At 66.1% G+C, this 14,124-nt stretch carries 14 protein-coding genes; 8 read left to right on the top strand and 6 right to left on the bottom strand.

Annotated elements, in window-relative coordinates; genetic code table 11:
* Nucleotides 1–40: 40 nt before the first annotated feature.
* On the bottom strand, nt 41–1,741 hold the full coding sequence (locus tag ACZ522_RS15745) for an acyl-CoA mutase large subunit family protein (RefSeq protein ID WP_379697523.1): 1,701 nt from the start codon (nt 1,739–1,741) through the stop codon (nt 41–43).
* Between the two features lie 99 nt (nt 1,742–1,840).
* Nucleotides 1,841–2,479 carry an FAD-dependent oxidoreductase gene (locus tag ACZ522_RS15740; protein ID WP_379697526.1) on the bottom strand — a complete coding sequence of 213 codons (639 nt, stop codon included), beginning with the start codon at nt 2,477–2,479 and terminating at the stop codon, nt 1,841–1,843.
* 281 nt (nt 2,480–2,760) lie between these two features.
* On the opposite strand from ACZ522_RS15740, the gene ACZ522_RS15735 reads away from it, so the two are divergent.
* Nucleotides 2,761–4,518 (top strand): 2-oxoacid:acceptor oxidoreductase subunit alpha, encoded by a 1,758-nt coding sequence (locus ACZ522_RS15735; RefSeq protein ID WP_379697529.1) that lies wholly within the window; start codon nt 2,761–2,763, stop codon nt 4,516–4,518.
* Between the two features lie 3 nt (nt 4,519–4,521).
* A complete protein-coding gene (locus tag ACZ522_RS15730; protein WP_379697532.1) occupies nt 4,522–5,385 on the top strand; it encodes a 2-oxoacid:ferredoxin oxidoreductase subunit beta in 864 nt (287 codons plus the stop codon).
* Nucleotides 5,386–5,499: 114 nt separating this feature from the next.
* Here the strand turns inward: ACZ522_RS15730 and ACZ522_RS15725 are convergent, their stop codons facing one another.
* On the bottom strand, nt 5,500–5,700 hold the full coding sequence (locus tag ACZ522_RS15725; RefSeq protein WP_379697534.1) for a hypothetical protein: 201 nt from the start codon (nt 5,698–5,700) through the stop codon (nt 5,500–5,502).
* 147 nt (nt 5,701–5,847) lie between these two features.
* On the opposite strand from ACZ522_RS15725, the gene ACZ522_RS15720 reads away from it, so the two are divergent.
* The 3 genes from ACZ522_RS15720 to ACZ522_RS15710 all read left to right on the top strand — a co-directional run bounded on the left by ACZ522_RS15720 (nt 5,848) and on the right by ACZ522_RS15710 (nt 8,450).
* Complete coding sequence (locus ACZ522_RS15720; protein WP_379697537.1) at nt 5,848–7,215, top strand: geranylgeranyl reductase family protein; 1,368 nt, start codon at nt 5,848–5,850, stop codon at nt 7,213–7,215.
* A gap of 132 nt (nt 7,216–7,347) precedes the next feature.
* Nucleotides 7,348–8,130 (top strand): aldo/keto reductase, encoded by a 783-nt coding sequence (locus tag ACZ522_RS15715; RefSeq protein WP_379699892.1) that lies wholly within the window; start codon nt 7,348–7,350, stop codon nt 8,128–8,130.
* Nucleotides 8,131–8,252: 122 nt separating this feature from the next.
* Entirely contained in the window at nt 8,253–8,450 is a 198-nt protein-coding gene (locus ACZ522_RS15710) for a DUF7333 family protein (protein WP_379697540.1), read from the top strand.
* Nucleotides 8,451–8,459: 9 nt separating this feature from the next.
* Here the strand turns inward: ACZ522_RS15710 and ACZ522_RS15705 are convergent, their stop codons facing one another.
* On the bottom strand, nt 8,460–9,569 hold the full coding sequence (locus ACZ522_RS15705) for a DUF373 family protein (RefSeq protein WP_379697542.1): 1,110 nt from the start codon (nt 9,567–9,569) through the stop codon (nt 8,460–8,462).
* 83 nt (nt 9,570–9,652) lie between these two features.
* On the opposite strand from ACZ522_RS15705, the gene ACZ522_RS15700 reads away from it, so the two are divergent.
* On the top strand, nt 9,653–10,057 hold the full coding sequence (locus tag ACZ522_RS15700) for a RidA family protein (RefSeq protein ID WP_379697545.1): 405 nt from the start codon (nt 9,653–9,655) through the stop codon (nt 10,055–10,057).
* Between the two features lie 6 nt (nt 10,058–10,063).
* Here ACZ522_RS15700 and sppA read toward each other — a convergent pair whose 3' ends face one another.
* On the bottom strand, nt 10,064–11,074 hold the full coding sequence (gene sppA, locus ACZ522_RS15695) for a signal peptide peptidase SppA (protein WP_379697548.1): 1,011 nt from the start codon (nt 11,072–11,074) through the stop codon (nt 10,064–10,066).
* A gap of 90 nt (nt 11,075–11,164) precedes the next feature.
* Nucleotides 11,165–12,088 carry a coiled-coil protein gene (locus tag ACZ522_RS15690; RefSeq protein WP_379697551.1) on the bottom strand — a complete coding sequence of 308 codons (924 nt, stop codon included), beginning with the start codon at nt 12,086–12,088 and terminating at the stop codon, nt 11,165–11,167.
* 401 nt (nt 12,089–12,489) lie between these two features.
* On the opposite strand from ACZ522_RS15690, the gene ACZ522_RS15685 reads away from it, so the two are divergent.
* Both ACZ522_RS15685 and ACZ522_RS15680 read left to right on the top strand, forming a co-directional pair.
* Nucleotides 12,490–12,927, top strand: a complete 438-nt coding sequence (locus tag ACZ522_RS15685) for a DUF371 domain-containing protein (protein WP_379697554.1) — start codon at nt 12,490–12,492, stop codon at nt 12,925–12,927.
* A gap of 213 nt (nt 12,928–13,140) precedes the next feature.
* A complete protein-coding gene (locus ACZ522_RS15680; protein WP_379697556.1) occupies nt 13,141–13,950 on the top strand; it encodes an endonuclease III domain-containing protein in 810 nt (269 codons plus the stop codon).
* Nucleotides 13,951–14,124 lie beyond the last annotated feature (174 nt).

The raw sequence follows: 14,124 nt of genomic DNA, 5'->3' as shown, positions 1-14,124 counted from the left end.
GAGAGGGCCGACAAAACAGTTCACCGCGCGCCGGGGTCGGTCACATGACGCCGATCTCCTCGCGGTACGTCCCCCACTCGTCGGCGAAGACGTCCATTATCTCGCCCATGGTGGCGTACGCCTTCACCGCCTCGACGAGTGCGGGCATCACGTTCTCGTCGCTCTCGACGGCCTCGCGGACGCGTTCGAGCGATTCGGTCACCGCCTCGTCGTCGCGTTCTTCCTTCACCGACTCCAGTCGGGCGAGTTGTCGGTCCTGCGTCCCCTCGTCCACGTGCAGGAGGTCCGGCTTGGTGTCCTCGTCCATCACGTACTTGTTGACGCCGACGACGACTTCCTCGCCCTCCTCGACGCGTTCTTGGTACTCGTAGGACGCGCCCTGTATCTCGCGGTGGAAGTACCCCTGTTCGATGCCCGCGAGGATGCCGTCCCGAACCGACCCCTCGCCCATCTCGCGGAGTTCCTCGATGTAGGCCGTCGCTTCCGCCTCCACCTCGTCGGTGAGGGCTTCGACGAAGAAACTCCCGCCGAGGGGGTCGATGACGTCCGCCGCGCCGGACTCCTCGGCGATTATCTGCTGGGTGCGGAGGGCGACGCGGACTGCCTCCTCGCCGGGGAGGGCGAACGCCTCGTCGTAGCTGTTCGTGTGGAGGCTCTGCGTCCCGCCGAGGACGCCCGCGAGGGCCTGAATCGTCACGCGGACGACGTTGTTGAGGGGTTGCTGGGCGGTCAGCGACTGCCCGGCGGTCTGGGTGTGGAACTTCAGTCGGGTGGACGCCTCGTCCTCGGCGTCGTACCACTCCCGCATCACGCGCGCGTAGATGCGCCGCGCGGCGCGGAACTTCGCCACCTCCTCGAAGATGGAGTTGTGCGAGTTGAAGAAGAACGACAGGAGGGGACCGACGGTGTCCACGTCCATCCCGCGTTCGAGGGCGTCCTCGACGTACGCGAACCCGTCCGCGAGGGTGAACGCGAGTTCCTGCACCGCCGTCGAACCCGCCTCGCGGATGTGGTAGCCCGACACGGAGATGGGGTGGAACTTCGGCGTCTCCTCGGCGCAGAACTCCACCGTGTCGGTGACGAGTTTCAGGGATGGTTCCGGCGGGACGACCCACTCCTTCTGCGCGATGAACTCCTTCAGCATGTCGTTCTGGAGGGTCCCCCTGAGTTCCTCGCGGGGGACGCCCTGTTGGTCCGCGATGGCGACGTACATCGCGTAGACGACGGGCGCGGAGGGGTTGATGGTGAAGGAGGTGGACACCTCGCCCACGTCGATGCCGTCGAACAGAATCTCCATGTCCCGCAGGGTGTCGACGGCGACGCCTTCCTTTCCGACTTCGCCGTCCGAGAGGGGGTCGTCGGAGTCTTTACCCATCAGGGAGGGCATGTCGAACGCCGTCGAGAGGCCGGTCTGGCCGTGTTCGATGAGGTAGTGGAAGCGCTCGTTCGTCTCCTCGGCGGTGCCGAACCCGGCGAACTGCCGCATCGTCCACGTCCGACCGCGGTACATCGTCGGGTAGACGCCGCGGGTGTAGGGGTACTCGCCGGGGAACCCGAGGTCCTCCTCGTAGTCGATGTCGGCCACGTCCGCGGGCGTGTACAGGTCCTCGACTTCGAGATTCGAGACGGTGGCGAACCGGTCTTTCCGTTCGCCGTGTCGTTCGCGCACCGGGTCGCGCGTCTCCGCCTCCCACTCCTCGCGGGCCTCGCGTATCGCCGCGAGGTCGTCCTCGTCGTACATGGCGCAAGTTTTGCCGGGCTAATGATTAAGGATTCGGGTGAGTCCGGCGACAGTTCGAGGCGAGTCTAAGAGACGGGTGTCCGCGCGCGGACGACCGACTCAGCCGAAGTTCTCGACTTTCGCGTCGTCGGCGTCGCCGCCCGCGGCCTCCACCGCGTCCGTCGCCTCCGCCACGAAGTCGGCGAAGCCGTAGACGAACACCTGTTCGCCCTCCTCGGCGGTCACCGCGTCCGCGACTGCCTCCTCGATATCGCCGTCGGTGACGACGACGGACGCGCCCGACTCGCGGAGGGCGTCGAGTCTCTCCTCGTGCGCGGGCGCGTCCGTCTGGTAGACGATGGCCACCTCGTTTCCGTCCTCGGCGGCCAACTCGCCGATCGCGACGGCGGGGCCGACGCCCGGTCCGCCGGCGAGGACGACGACGCGCGACTCGCCCTCGTAGTGGTCGTCGCCGAACGGACCGGTCATCTCCAGTTCGTCGCCCGCAGAGAGGTCCACGAGGCGTCGGCTGAACGGCCCCGCCTCCTCGGGGTCCGCGCCGACGGTCACCTCGAACGTCTCGGCCACGCCGGGAGAGGAGAGCGTGTAGAACCGGGAGTACTCCTCGCCCTCGACGGTCCCGGAGAGCTTCACGAACTGGCCGGGTTCGGCCTCGAACCCCTCGGGCGACTCGAACTCGATGGCCACCGTGTTCGGTCCGACGTCTCGAACGGCGGTGACGGCGACGGTTGCGTCCATGGGCGACGATTCGGCGGCCCCGGATAAATGACCTTGCTCTCTCGGACGAGCGAACTCCGGTCGGGGGCACTTACTGTCACCGTAATATCTACTGCCGCCGGGCGAACTGTCGGTGGACGGTCGGTCGATTCTGATCCGAATATCGGAGCCATTTCTACTATGTGGGCGATTGATGCCCGATTTTATTGGCTGTACGTCCAGATTTGCCCGCATCTAATTCTTCACCGTTTTCAATGGCTTTCAGAAGGCTTTTCAGCACTCCATGGCAACTCGTTACCCACATGCCTGCGGACTTCAACTGGGCCATCGGCGGCGAAGCCGGCGATGGTATCGATTCGACGGGGAAGATATTCGCTCAGGCACTCTCTCGGGCTGGACGGCACGTGTTCACCTCCAAGGACTTCGCGTCCCGTATCCGCGGCGGATACACGGCGTACAAGGTCCGCACGTCGGTCGACCCGGTGCAGAGCGTCGTCGATAGACTCGACGTGCTCATCGCGCTGACGCCTCGTACCATCGAGGAGAACCTCGAAGAGCTCCACGAGGGTTCCGTCATCGTCTACGATGGCGAGCGAACCACGATGGAGAACATCGAGATACCCGAGGGGATGATTGGGCTGGACGTTCCCCTCAAGCGCCTCGCGGAGGAGGCCGGCGGTGCCATCATGCGAAACGTCGTCGCACTCGGCGCCGCCTGCGAAGTAACGAATTTCCCCATCGAGAACCTCGACAGCGCACTCGAGAAGCGCTTCGGCTCGAAGGGACAGTCGCTCGTCGACAACAACAAGGAGGCCGCCCGTAGCGGCCAAGACTACGTCAAGGAGAACTTCGACCACGAGTTCGAGTACGACCTCGACACCACGGACAACGACTACGTCCTCCTGAACGGCGACGAAGCCATCGGGATGGGCGCGATCGCCGCCGGTTGTAAGTTCTACGCCGGCTACCCCATCACGCCCGCGACGGACGTGATGGAGTACCTCAAGGGCCGCATCGAGCAGTTCGGCGGTCACGTCCTCCAAGCGGAGGACGAACTCTCCGCCATCAACATCGCACTCGGCGCGGCGCGCGCCGGCGCGCGGTCGATGACGGCGACGTCCGGTCCGGGTATCGACCTGATGACCGAGACGTTCGGCCTCGTCGCCCAGTCGGAGACGCCCCTCGTCATCGTGGACGTGATGCGCTCCGGTCCCTCGACGGGGATGCCGACGAAACAGGAGCAGGGCGACCTGAACATGCTGCTTTACGGCGGCCACGGCGAGATTCCGCGCTTCGTCTTCGCGCCGACGACGATTTCGGAGTGCTTCTGGAAGACCGTCGAGGCGTTCAACATGGCCGAGAAGTACCAGACGCCGGTGTACCTCACCGCGGACCTCTCGATGGCGGTCACCGAGCAGACGTTCTCGCCGGAGGAGTTCGACATGGACGACGTCGAAATCGACCGCGGGAAGGTCGTGGACGACGACACCATCGGCGAGTGGCAGAACGAGAAGGGGCAGTTCCAGCCCCACGCTCTCACCGACGACGGCGTCTCGCCGCGCGCGTTCCCCGGCACTGAGGGCGGCGCGCACATGTCCACCGGTCTCGAACACGACGAACTCGGCCGCCGGACCGAGGACACCGACATGCGCGTCAAGCAGGTGGACAAGCGCGAACAGAAGGTCCAGACGGCGCGCGACGAGGAAGACTGGAATCCGCGCGAGTTCGGCGACGAAGACGCCGACACGCTCGTCATCTCGTGGGGGTCCACCGAGGGCGCGATGCGGGAGGCGATAGAGTTCCTCGACGACGACGGCGTCGACGTGCGATTCCTCTCCGTCCCCTACATCTTCCCGCGACCGGACCTCACCGAGGATGTCGAAGCGGCGGACGACGTCATCGTCGTCGAGTGTAACGCGACCGGTCAGTTCGCCGACGTCATCGAGCACGACACACTTACACGCGTCAAGCGCCTCAACAAGTACAACGGTGTCCGGTTCAACGCGGACGAACTGGCAGCGGACATCAAGGAACTCCTCGCAGAGGAGGCTACCGCATAACCAATGAGCTCCGACATTCGCTTCACCGACTTCAAGTCCGACAAACAGCCCACGTGGTGCCCCGGTTGCGGGGACTTCGGGACGATGAACGGCATGATGAAGGCACTCGCGAACACGGGGAACGACCCCGACAACACCTTCGTCGTCGCCGGTATCGGCTGTTCCGGGAAGATAGGTACGTACATGCACTCGTACGCCCTCCACGGCGTCCACGGGCGCGCACTCCCCGTCGGCACGGGCGTCAAACTCGCCAACCCCGACCTCGAAGTGATGGTCGCGGGCGGCGACGGCGACGGCTACTCCATCGGCGCGGGCCACTTCGTCCACGCCGTGCGGCGGAACGTCGACATGACGTACGTCGTCATGGACAACCGCATCTACGGCCTCACGAAGGGGCAGGCCTCGCCCACCTCCCGCGAGGACTTCGAGACGTCCACGACGCCGGACGGTCCGCAGCAACCGCCGGTGAACCCCCTCGCACTCGCACTCGCCGCGGGCGGGACGTTCATCGCGCAGTCGTTCTCGACGGACGCCCAGCGTCACGCCGAAATCGTCCAGAAGGCCATCGAACACGACGGCTTCGGCTTCGTCAACGTGTTCAGCCCGTGCGTCACCTTCAACGACGTGGACACGTACGACTACTTCCGCGACAACCTCGTGGACCTCGCCGACGAGGACCACGACCCCTCCGACTACGACTCCGCGAAGGACAAGATCCTCGACGCGGGCAAGGAGTATCAGGGGATCATCTGGCAGGACGACGAGTCGGTGCCGTACGACCAGAAACACGGCCTCGACTCCAACATGTCCGAAATCGACGAGGGCGCGCCCGAGGGCGCAATGGACCTCGTCCGCGAGTTCTACTAACTCCGGACGGCGGTCGCTCGTCTCCGTTCTTTCCGCCCGCTACCGCCGAGACGGCCACGTCCGACCGGCGGCGTTCGGGCGTCGCGGGTCGCGGACGGCCGAGACGGCCCGGGGTCAGGCGTCGCCGTCGCCGTCGGCCCGTTCGACGTACAGGCGGAACGGAGTGCCGCAGTCGAGACACCGAGACGTGTCGGATTCGATGAGTTCGGTGATGACGACTTCGCCGTACTCGCAGTCCGGACAGTCGTAGACCAACGTGTCCCCGGCGATTCGGTGGGCGAACGCGTTCGTGTTCTCCGTGGAGAGCTCAGGCATATATTGCCACCAGTACTACGCCAACGGCTACCACGGTAAAGCTGACGGCGGGTCGGAGTCCAGCGGGCGACTCGATTTGCCACCGGTGCCCAAAGTTCGGGTGCAGATACGGTTTATTTTTATGACGGGCGACGAAATCAGTAGAGTATGCCTGCGGAAGCCTACGACATGGTCGTCGTCGGGGGGGGAACGGCGGGAGCCTTTGCGGCGGCGACCGGGGCGTCGGAAGGCCTCGACGTCGTCCTCCTCGAACGGAAGTCCGAGGAGGAGGCCGGCCACATCGCCTGTGGGGACGCCATCAAGGGGAAGAGCACGTTTCCGGACGTCATCGACCTCGACCGCCTCAAGGAGGAATCGTTCACCAACCAGAACATCCGTCGCGCCGTCTTCGAGAACCCTCGCGGCGAGACGCTCGACATCCCGTTCGGCAGTTCCGGGGCCGTCATCGACCGGCGACGCTACGGAGAGATAATCTTAGAGGAGGCCGAACGCATCGGCGCGGAACTCCACTTCGACACCGTCGTCCAAGACGTGACGCAGGCCGACGACGGCACCGTCACCGGCGTCCGCGCGAAGCGCAACGGGAGCGTCGTCGAGTACGAGGCGGAGGTCACCATCGACGGCGCGGGAGCGCTGTCGATTCTGCAGGACAAGACCGACTTCACGGGGACGTACTTCGATACGAACGTCTCGTACTCGCAGTTCTGTTCGGCCTACCGCGAGGTCATCGACGTCCCCGACCCCGTCGAGTACGACGACGCCATCGTGTTCAAACCGACCGAGGAACTGGGGTACCTCTGGTACTTCCCCCGGTCTTCGACCGAGATAAACGCCGGACTGGGCTTTCAGATGACCGAGAAACCGATGGAGTTGGTGGACGCGCTGAAACGCGACCTTCGGAATCGCCCGGAGTTCGCGAACGCCACCGTCAAGGACAAACTCGGCGCGGCCCTGCCGACGCGTCGCCCCTACGACTCGGCGGTGGCGAACGGCTTCATCGCCGCGGGCGACTCGGCGGGGCACGTCAACCCCACCACCGGCGGCGGCATCCCCGGCGCGGCGAAGTCCGCCCACTGGGCGGCGAAACGCGCCGTGAAGGCCATCTCCGAGGGCGACGTGAGCGAGGCGAACCTCTGGGAGTACAACCGCGACGTGATGACCGACTTCGGCAGGCGGTTCGCCGCGGTGGACCTGTACAACATCTGGGGCACCGCCCACGAGGTGAACGAACTCGTCGATATCGTCTCGTCGCTCCCGGGTCAGCAACTGGTCGACGCCCTCAGTAGCGGCACCTCCGAGATGAGCCTCAAGCTCAAACTGGAGACGCTCGTGAAGACGTTCGGCCACTGGGACGCCCTCTACGGGCTCTACAAGGTGAGTCGGAAGGCGTCGGAGATTTCGACGCTGTACAACGCCTATCCCTCCTCGCCGCGCGGGTTCGAGACGTGGCAGGAAGGGCGCGACGACATCATGGACGACCTGTACGAGATCAGCGGCGCGGACCCGAAGTACTGACGATAACGGTTCGCACGCTTTCCGGCACGCCGTTCTCCCTTTCACAACGTCTTTCCCGCCGACGCCCCTTCGTTCTTACAACGTATGTCCCACCAAGTACCCGATAGTGACGACGTCCCCGAGACCGACGGGATGCCGATGCTCGGACTCGGCACGTGGCAGAACGACGACCCGGACGACTGCGCCGACGCGGTGGAGACGGCGCTGAACACGGGGTACCGTCACATCGACACGGCGCAGGCGTACGGCAACGAGGAGGCCGTCGGCCGCGGCATCAAGAACGCCGACGTCGACCGCGAGGACATGTTCCTCGCCACCAAGGTGTGGATTGACAATCTCTCGTACGACGACGTCCTCTCGACGACCGAGGAGAGCCTCGATAAACTCGGCGTCGACTACGTGGACCTGCTCTACGTCCACTGGCCCTCCCGGGAGTACGACCCCGAGGAGACGTTCCGCGCGTTCGACGAACTCGTCGAGGACGGGTCGATAGAGCGCATCGGCATCAGCAACTTCGAACCCGAACAGGTGGGCGAGGCCGTCGAGACGGCCGACAACGCCATCTTCGCGAACCAGGTAGAGCTCCACCCCCTCCTCCCGCAGGAGGAACTCCGCGAGCACTGCGCCGACCGGGACATCGAGATCGTCGCGTACTCCCCCCTCGCCCGCGGCGAGGTATTCGACGTGCCCGAACTGTCCGAAGTCGCCGAGAAACACGACGCCAGCGAGGCGCAGGTGTCGCTCGCGTGGCTTCGCGAGAAGGGCGTCACCGCCATCCCGAAGGCGACGGGCGAAGACCACATCCGCGACAACTGGGAGTCGCTGGGCGTCGAACTCGACGACGAGGACGTCGAGAAGATAGACGCCATCGACCGAACCGAGCGTCAGGTGGACCCCGGGTTCGCCCCCTGGTAACGGGGACGTTTCGCGCCGCCGTCTCCCCACCGTTTCCGTTTCCGCTTCTCGCCGTTTTTCGCCGCGTCGGACGCCGAACCGAGAGTAAGCGATTAGTCCCGCCCGTCCGAACGACCCCGCGTATGGAGTTCGACATCACGCGAACGGCCGTGCTGTTTCTCGTCCTCGTCGCCGCGGGCGTCGCCGCCCTCCTCGCGATGGGCGTGATGGCGACGAGTACGGTCCTGATGATGGTCGCCCCCGCGATGTTGGTGTTCGGGGCGGTGTGCCTCGGAATCGGCATCAAACACGGCGAGTACCGCGCCGGGGGAACCCGCTGAGGGGCCGACTCACTGCTCGACGGCGTCTTCCACCGTCTCGTCGCTCACGCTCGCGGCGATTCGGACGCCGACGATGCTGACGACGATGCCGCCGACGATGAAGAGGGCGAGTCGCTGGCGGGCCGACAGAACCACGTCGAACAGCACCGCGTTCCCCAGGACGCCCTCGCGTTGGAGGAACCACCCGGAGAACCCGCGGACGACGAGTCCGAGGGCGACGACGCCGAACGGGAGGTTGAGGTACGGCGTCCGGACGCCGTCGGAGCCGATGAGCTCGTCGATGAGTCGGCCGGCGCTGGCGGTCAACGCGGCGAGCGCCAACCACGGCACCGCGTTGTAGACGAGCTGCATCGCGGGCAGCACCACTCGCTCCGAGCCCGTCGGCGTCGTCACCGAGAGCGCGCCGAGGAAGAGACCGACGAGCGACAACCCCCCGGCGGCGGCGTACGTGACGACGGACACCTGTCCGGAGTACAGCGCGTCCCGGACCATGTCGGGCACGTCCGCGACGAACTCGTCGATGGCGAACCCCTTGTACAGGAGCACCGCCCCGAGGACCGCCGCCAGACCCGCGAGCGCGACGGCGGGCGAAAACTGCGTGAGCAGGAGCGGCATCAGAACCAGCGTCGCCCCGAGGGGGACCAACACCGTCGTCCGAAGCTCCTCGTCCGCGAGGAACTGCTTGAGCAGGTAGTACGTCGATTCGATGTCGTGCGCCTGCCTGACGACCACGCGGTCCACGGAGTCGATTCGGAGGCGACTCTCTATCACCGGCACCACGCGTTCGTCGCCGGCGCTGTCGATGACGACGATGGTCGATTCGGGGTCGTACTCCTCGACGAGGCGGTCAACCTGCGCGGCGAGCGACCGGTCCGCACCGACGAGCGAGTCGCTCCCGCCGGAGACGACGGCGACGACGGCGTCCTCGTCGCCGTCCCGCAGGTCCCTGACGACGCGAAGCGACTCCAGAAGGCAGTTCACGCTCGAATCCTCCGGGTCGGCGAGACCCACCTCCGTCACGAGCGATTGGACGGCCTCCCACCCGACCACGGGCGTCCGGAGACCGGCCTTCCGCCCGATGTCGTTCGACCGGTCGACACAGAGGACGAGCGTGGTCACAACCGTGCGAACGACTCACTTAGTTAAAACGCTCCCGGTCGTCGCGGCCGAACCGTTATCGGCCGGGGGTCCGTGGGTCGGCCATGCGACGAGAGGCGATTTCGAGCGGTACCGAGTGGGAACCGAGAGTCGGCTACTCCCGCGCCGTCCGCACCGGCGACGTGATTCGCGTCTCGGGAACCACGGCGACGGACGAGGAGGGGAACGCGGTGGGGGCCGACGACGCGGGCGCGCAGGCGAAGCGAGCGCTCTCGAACGTGGTTTCCGCGGTGGAGGAACTCGGCGGGGAGAAGGAGGACGTGGTTCGGACGCGGATGTACGTCGCGGATATCGACGACTGGGAGGCCGTCGGCGAGGCGCACGGGTCGTTCTTCCGCGACGTTCCCGTCCGCCCCGCCTCGACGATGGTGGAGGTGAGCCGACTCATCGACCCGAACTTACTGGTCGAAATCGAAGCCGAGGCGGTGGTCGAACCGGACGAAGGCTGAGAGCGGTCAGAACCGGAATCGGAAGTCGGCGGCGTCGTCGGCGTCGAACGCCGAGGCGACGCCCGCGCCGAACGCGTACGCGACGTGCGCCGCGCCGCCGCGGAGGCGAGAGGCGACACCCCGGCGGGGCGTGAACTCCCGGACGCTCACCTCGTCGACGCCGAGAAGCGTCGCGACGCGGTCCTCCACGTCGTCCCGCGTCCCCACCCGGTCCACCAGACCGAGTTCGACGGCGTCCTCGCCGAGGTAGACGCGCGCTTCGGTGTCTCGCACCGTCTGGGGGTCCATCCCTCGGCCGGCCGCGACCCGTTCGACGAAGTCCTCGTAGTAGTCGTCCACGATGCCCTGGAGGTAGTCGCGTTCGTCCTCCGAGACGTCTTTCAGCGCCGTCCCGGCGTCTTTGTACTTGCCCGCGGCGAATCGCTCGTAGGAGACGCCGAGTCGGTCGGCGAGCTCCGAGACGTTCACGGACGACCCGATGACGCCGATGCTCCCGACGACGCTCACGTCGTGCGCCCACAGTTCGTCGCACCCGGTGGCTATCCAGTACCCCCCGCTGGCGCAGACGTCGGTGGCGTACGCCACGGTGGGGCCGTCGAACTCCTCGACCGCCCGCCTGATGTCCTCGCTCGGCAGTACCTCGCCGCCCGGCGTGTTCAGCTTCACCACGAGGGCGTCCACGCCGCCGTCGTCGTCCGCCGCGCGGACGCCGTCCACGATGTCGTCCGCCGGCGTACCGACGCTTCCGCCGGGCGCGGGGCCGGGGCCGCCGTCGCGGGTTATGGGCCCCTCGACGGCCACCTCCGCCACGTCGTAGTCGGGGTGCGTCCTGTCCGCCAGACGCGCCCCGAGGCGGACGCCGACGCCGACAACGCAGACGACGAGGACCGTCCCGAGGAGGTCGGCGAGGTCGTCCGGCGCCGCGACGAAGAGATACCATCCGACCGCGGCGACCACCGCCGCGACGAGGAGAACGACGGCCGCGCGAGCGACCGCGGTCCGTCGGCCGGCCGTCACGATCCGTCACCCGTCAGAGACATACCGACGCCTCTCTCGGGTGAGGTGAAAAACGTATCCGAAACGGAGAGAGAGAAAGAACCGGTCGGCTTAGAGAAGCCCCGTCTTCTGGAGCTTCATCAGGTCCTCGGTGTCGAGGGTCTCGCCTTCCTTGAACTTCTGGTAGATCTCCTCGGCCTCCTCTTTGGCCGCTTCGCGCTCCTCGGCGCGTTCGGCGTCGCGCTCCTGCTCTTCCTGCTTGTCGAGCTCGCGGAGGCGCTTCTGCACGCGGACGAAGTCCTCGTGGTGGCGGTCGGCCGCCTCTTGGGCTTCGACGAAGAGCTCGTGCATCGCGTCGGCCTTGTCGCGGATGTCGTCGGCCTCGCGGTAGGCCTCGATCATCTGGTTGTGGTGCTCTTGGGCCTTGTCGGCGAGCTCCGTCACCTTCTGGTGGTGCTGGGACGCCTCGGAGCGGACCTCCTCGGCCTCCTCGATGAGCTCTTCGAGTTCACCGCTCTCTTCGACCTTGTCCTTCTTCTGACGGAGCTGCTCGCGCTTGTCCTCGATCTTCTCGATGAGTTCGCGCTCGTCTTCCGTCGAGAGAACTTCGGTCTGCTGTCGGAACTCGAGCTGCTCTATCTCCTCTTTGAGCTCGTCGATGTCCTTCCCGTCGTTGAGCTCGAGGTCCTGCTTCATCTCTTCGACCTTGTCGAAGAGTTCGTTGGCCTCGGCGTTGAGCTCGTTGCGCTTGTTCTTGTGCTCCTGAACCTGCTCGTTGAGCGAGTCTCGCTGCTCTCGGTGTTCTTGTGCCTCGTCGACCTTCTCGCGAGTCTTCGCGTTCAGGTCGTCGCGCTTGGACGCGCGCTCGGAGGCCATCTGATTCAGGTCGTTACGACGGTCGCGGAGCTGCCCCGCGAGTTTGATAAGCTCGCCTTTCGAACCGTCTTCGAGCTTGTCGTCTGTGAGTTCGACGTTGTTGGATTCGTCGAGCTCTTGTACGTCGTATTCTTGGAGAACGTCTTGCTTTGTCACCATGCGTAATCAAACCTCGATACCATCACCGCTCCGGACAAGGCGGCCGCTCCTTGTGATGCTGCCGACCGTGGATAAGAATTCCCGATCATTCTGCGTGCGGTTCCGCCGGAACGCCGGAGGCGCTCTGGTACTCTCTACTTGACCCTATCCGGATATAAATCCTTCGGTGGTTGCGGGCGTGAAAAGAGGTACCATACTCCTCGAATACGCCGTGCTACGACGTATCAACCGATGGGGAGACGTACATAAAATACGGAGCGCACCGTACTCGGCCGCCCGCCGTTCCGTCGGCGGAACGATCGCCCCATCGGCGGAACGGTCGTCCCGTCCCGGCGGGTCGGACGCGCCTCGTTCCGCGCCGAACCGTACGCGCTTTACCGCGGCGACGGCGACGGGGAACCATGACCGAACGACGCGAAGTCGTCCGCGCGCGCGGACACGAGAACGTCGCGGCCGAACACGCCAGCACGTTCGAGGTGACGTCGGACGATTGGCTCACGCCCGCGGGAGACTGTATTCTCGCGGTCGAAGCCGACAGGGTGCCCGCCGACTTCGACGAGGAGTTCGTCGAGGCGTGCCGCGACGAAGACGCGACGATTACGGCGGAGATAGCGGTGGAGACGGACGAGGGGGAGACGTTCGCGCAGACGGTCGCGGGGCGCGGCCACCCCGACCTGACGTTCGAGGACGACCGAAGTCACGTCGGGCGGACCAGCGACTACGTGGACGACCGAACCGTCCTCGTCGGCGCCGAGGGTGCCGCCGCGGACTTCGACCGCGAACTCGTCGCCGCCCTCGCTGACGGGGCGTCCCTGACGCTGACGCTCACCGTCGAGTAGGCGGACGCCGCCGGAGAAAGGACTGAGCGACGGTGTTCCGTCGGGGCGGTTATGTCCGACCAAACGGGGTCCCCGGTCGCGTTGTACCTCCTCGTCTTCTGCGGCTTCGTCCTCCTGTCGGGGGTCGTCGGCTTCATCGCCGTCTACGTCCGACTGTTCGAGACCGACTGAGAGACCGGGCGGTTTTTCGCCGCGGCGGTCGAACCCCCACCCATGCCCGAGGAACCCGCAGAGAACATTAGCGGCGGCGAGGCCGGCGGCGGCACGGCCGCGATGTTCGAGGAGGGGGACGCGGAGACGCGCGCGGAGGCGGTCGTAGACGAGTTAGGGAGACTGTACTGGCGGAAGGCCTACGGCGGACAGGACGCCTTCGAGTGCCTCGTCCGAACGATACTCAGCCAGAACACCAGCGACAAGGCGAGTCAACCGGCGCACGACGAACTGATGACCCGGTACGGCCCGGCCAAGGACCTCGCGGAGACCCTCGCGGCGGCCGACCGGGAGGCGATAGCCGACGCCATCTCCGCGGCGGGACTGTACAACCAGAAGTCGAAGATGATACGCGGCGCGGCCCGGGAAGTCGTCTCCGAGTTCGGCGGGTCTGAGGGGTTCGACGCCTACGTCCGCGAGGAGGACCCCGCCGCCGTCCGCGACCGGTTGCTGGAGATTCACGGCGTCGGCCCGAAGACGGCCGACTGCGTCCTCCTGTTCGCCGGCGGCCGGGGCGGCGTCTTCCCCGTGGACACGCACGTCCACCGAATCTCGCGGCGGTTAGGCGTCGCGTCACCCGACGCTGACCACGAGGAGGTGCGCCGATCGCTCGAACGCGACGTTCCGGCGGCGAAGTGCGGGTTCGGACACACCGCGATGATCCAGTTCGGACGCGAGTACTGCACGGCGCGGACGCCCGCCTGCCTCGACGGACTCGACGCCTGCCCGGTGTCGGCGCTGTGCGACAGGGTGGGCGTCGACCCCGAGTCCGGCGAGGTGGTGGACCCCGTAGAGGCGACATCCGGCCCGTAACGCCCGGAAGTCGACGCCTTACTCGGCTGACGGACCCGCTAACGTCATACTTTATCGCGTCGGCGCGCGCCGCGGAAGCCCGACGCCGCAATAATCGGGCGGTTAACCGTTGGAGCGTACTGACAGTAAGGGATTTTCTCATATTAACAGTCATCGCACTTTATGTGGGGATAG

The sequence above is a fragment of the Halopelagius fulvigenes genome, assembly GCF_055398025.1.
Note: the sequence above shows the minus strand (reverse complement) of the source record. Positions and strands in the feature narration are given on the sequence as shown.

Coding starts and splice junctions, on each gene's coding strand:
- ACZ522_RS15745 (WP_379697523.1), bottom strand. CDS start 1,741: ATGTACGACGAGGACGACCTCGCGGCGATACGCGAGGCCCGCGAGGAG.
- ACZ522_RS15740 (WP_379697526.1), bottom strand. CDS start 2,479: ATGGACGCAACCGTCGCCGTCACCGCCGTTCGAGACGTCGGACCGAAC.
- ACZ522_RS15735 (WP_379697529.1), top strand. CDS start 2,761: ATGCCTGCGGACTTCAACTGGGCCATCGGCGGCGAAGCCGGCGATGGT.
- ACZ522_RS15730 (WP_379697532.1), top strand. CDS start 4,522: ATGAGCTCCGACATTCGCTTCACCGACTTCAAGTCCGACAAACAGCCC.
- ACZ522_RS15725 (WP_379697534.1), bottom strand. CDS start 5,700: ATGCCTGAGCTCTCCACGGAGAACACGAACGCGTTCGCCCACCGAATC.
- ACZ522_RS15720 (WP_379697537.1), top strand. CDS start 5,848: ATGCCTGCGGAAGCCTACGACATGGTCGTCGTCGGGGGGGGAACGGCG.
- ACZ522_RS15715 (WP_379699892.1), top strand. CDS start 7,348: ATGCCGATGCTCGGACTCGGCACGTGGCAGAACGACGACCCGGACGAC.
- ACZ522_RS15710 (WP_379697540.1), top strand. CDS start 8,253: ATGGAGTTCGACATCACGCGAACGGCCGTGCTGTTTCTCGTCCTCGTC.
- ACZ522_RS15700 (WP_379697545.1), top strand. CDS start 9,653: ATGCGACGAGAGGCGATTTCGAGCGGTACCGAGTGGGAACCGAGAGTC.
- ACZ522_RS15690 (WP_379697551.1), bottom strand. CDS start 12,088: ATGGTGACAAAGCAAGACGTTCTCCAAGAATACGACGTACAAGAGCTC.
- ACZ522_RS15685 (WP_379697554.1), top strand. CDS start 12,490: ATGACCGAACGACGCGAAGTCGTCCGCGCGCGCGGACACGAGAACGTC.
- ACZ522_RS15680 (WP_379697556.1), top strand. CDS start 13,141: ATGCCCGAGGAACCCGCAGAGAACATTAGCGGCGGCGAGGCCGGCGGC.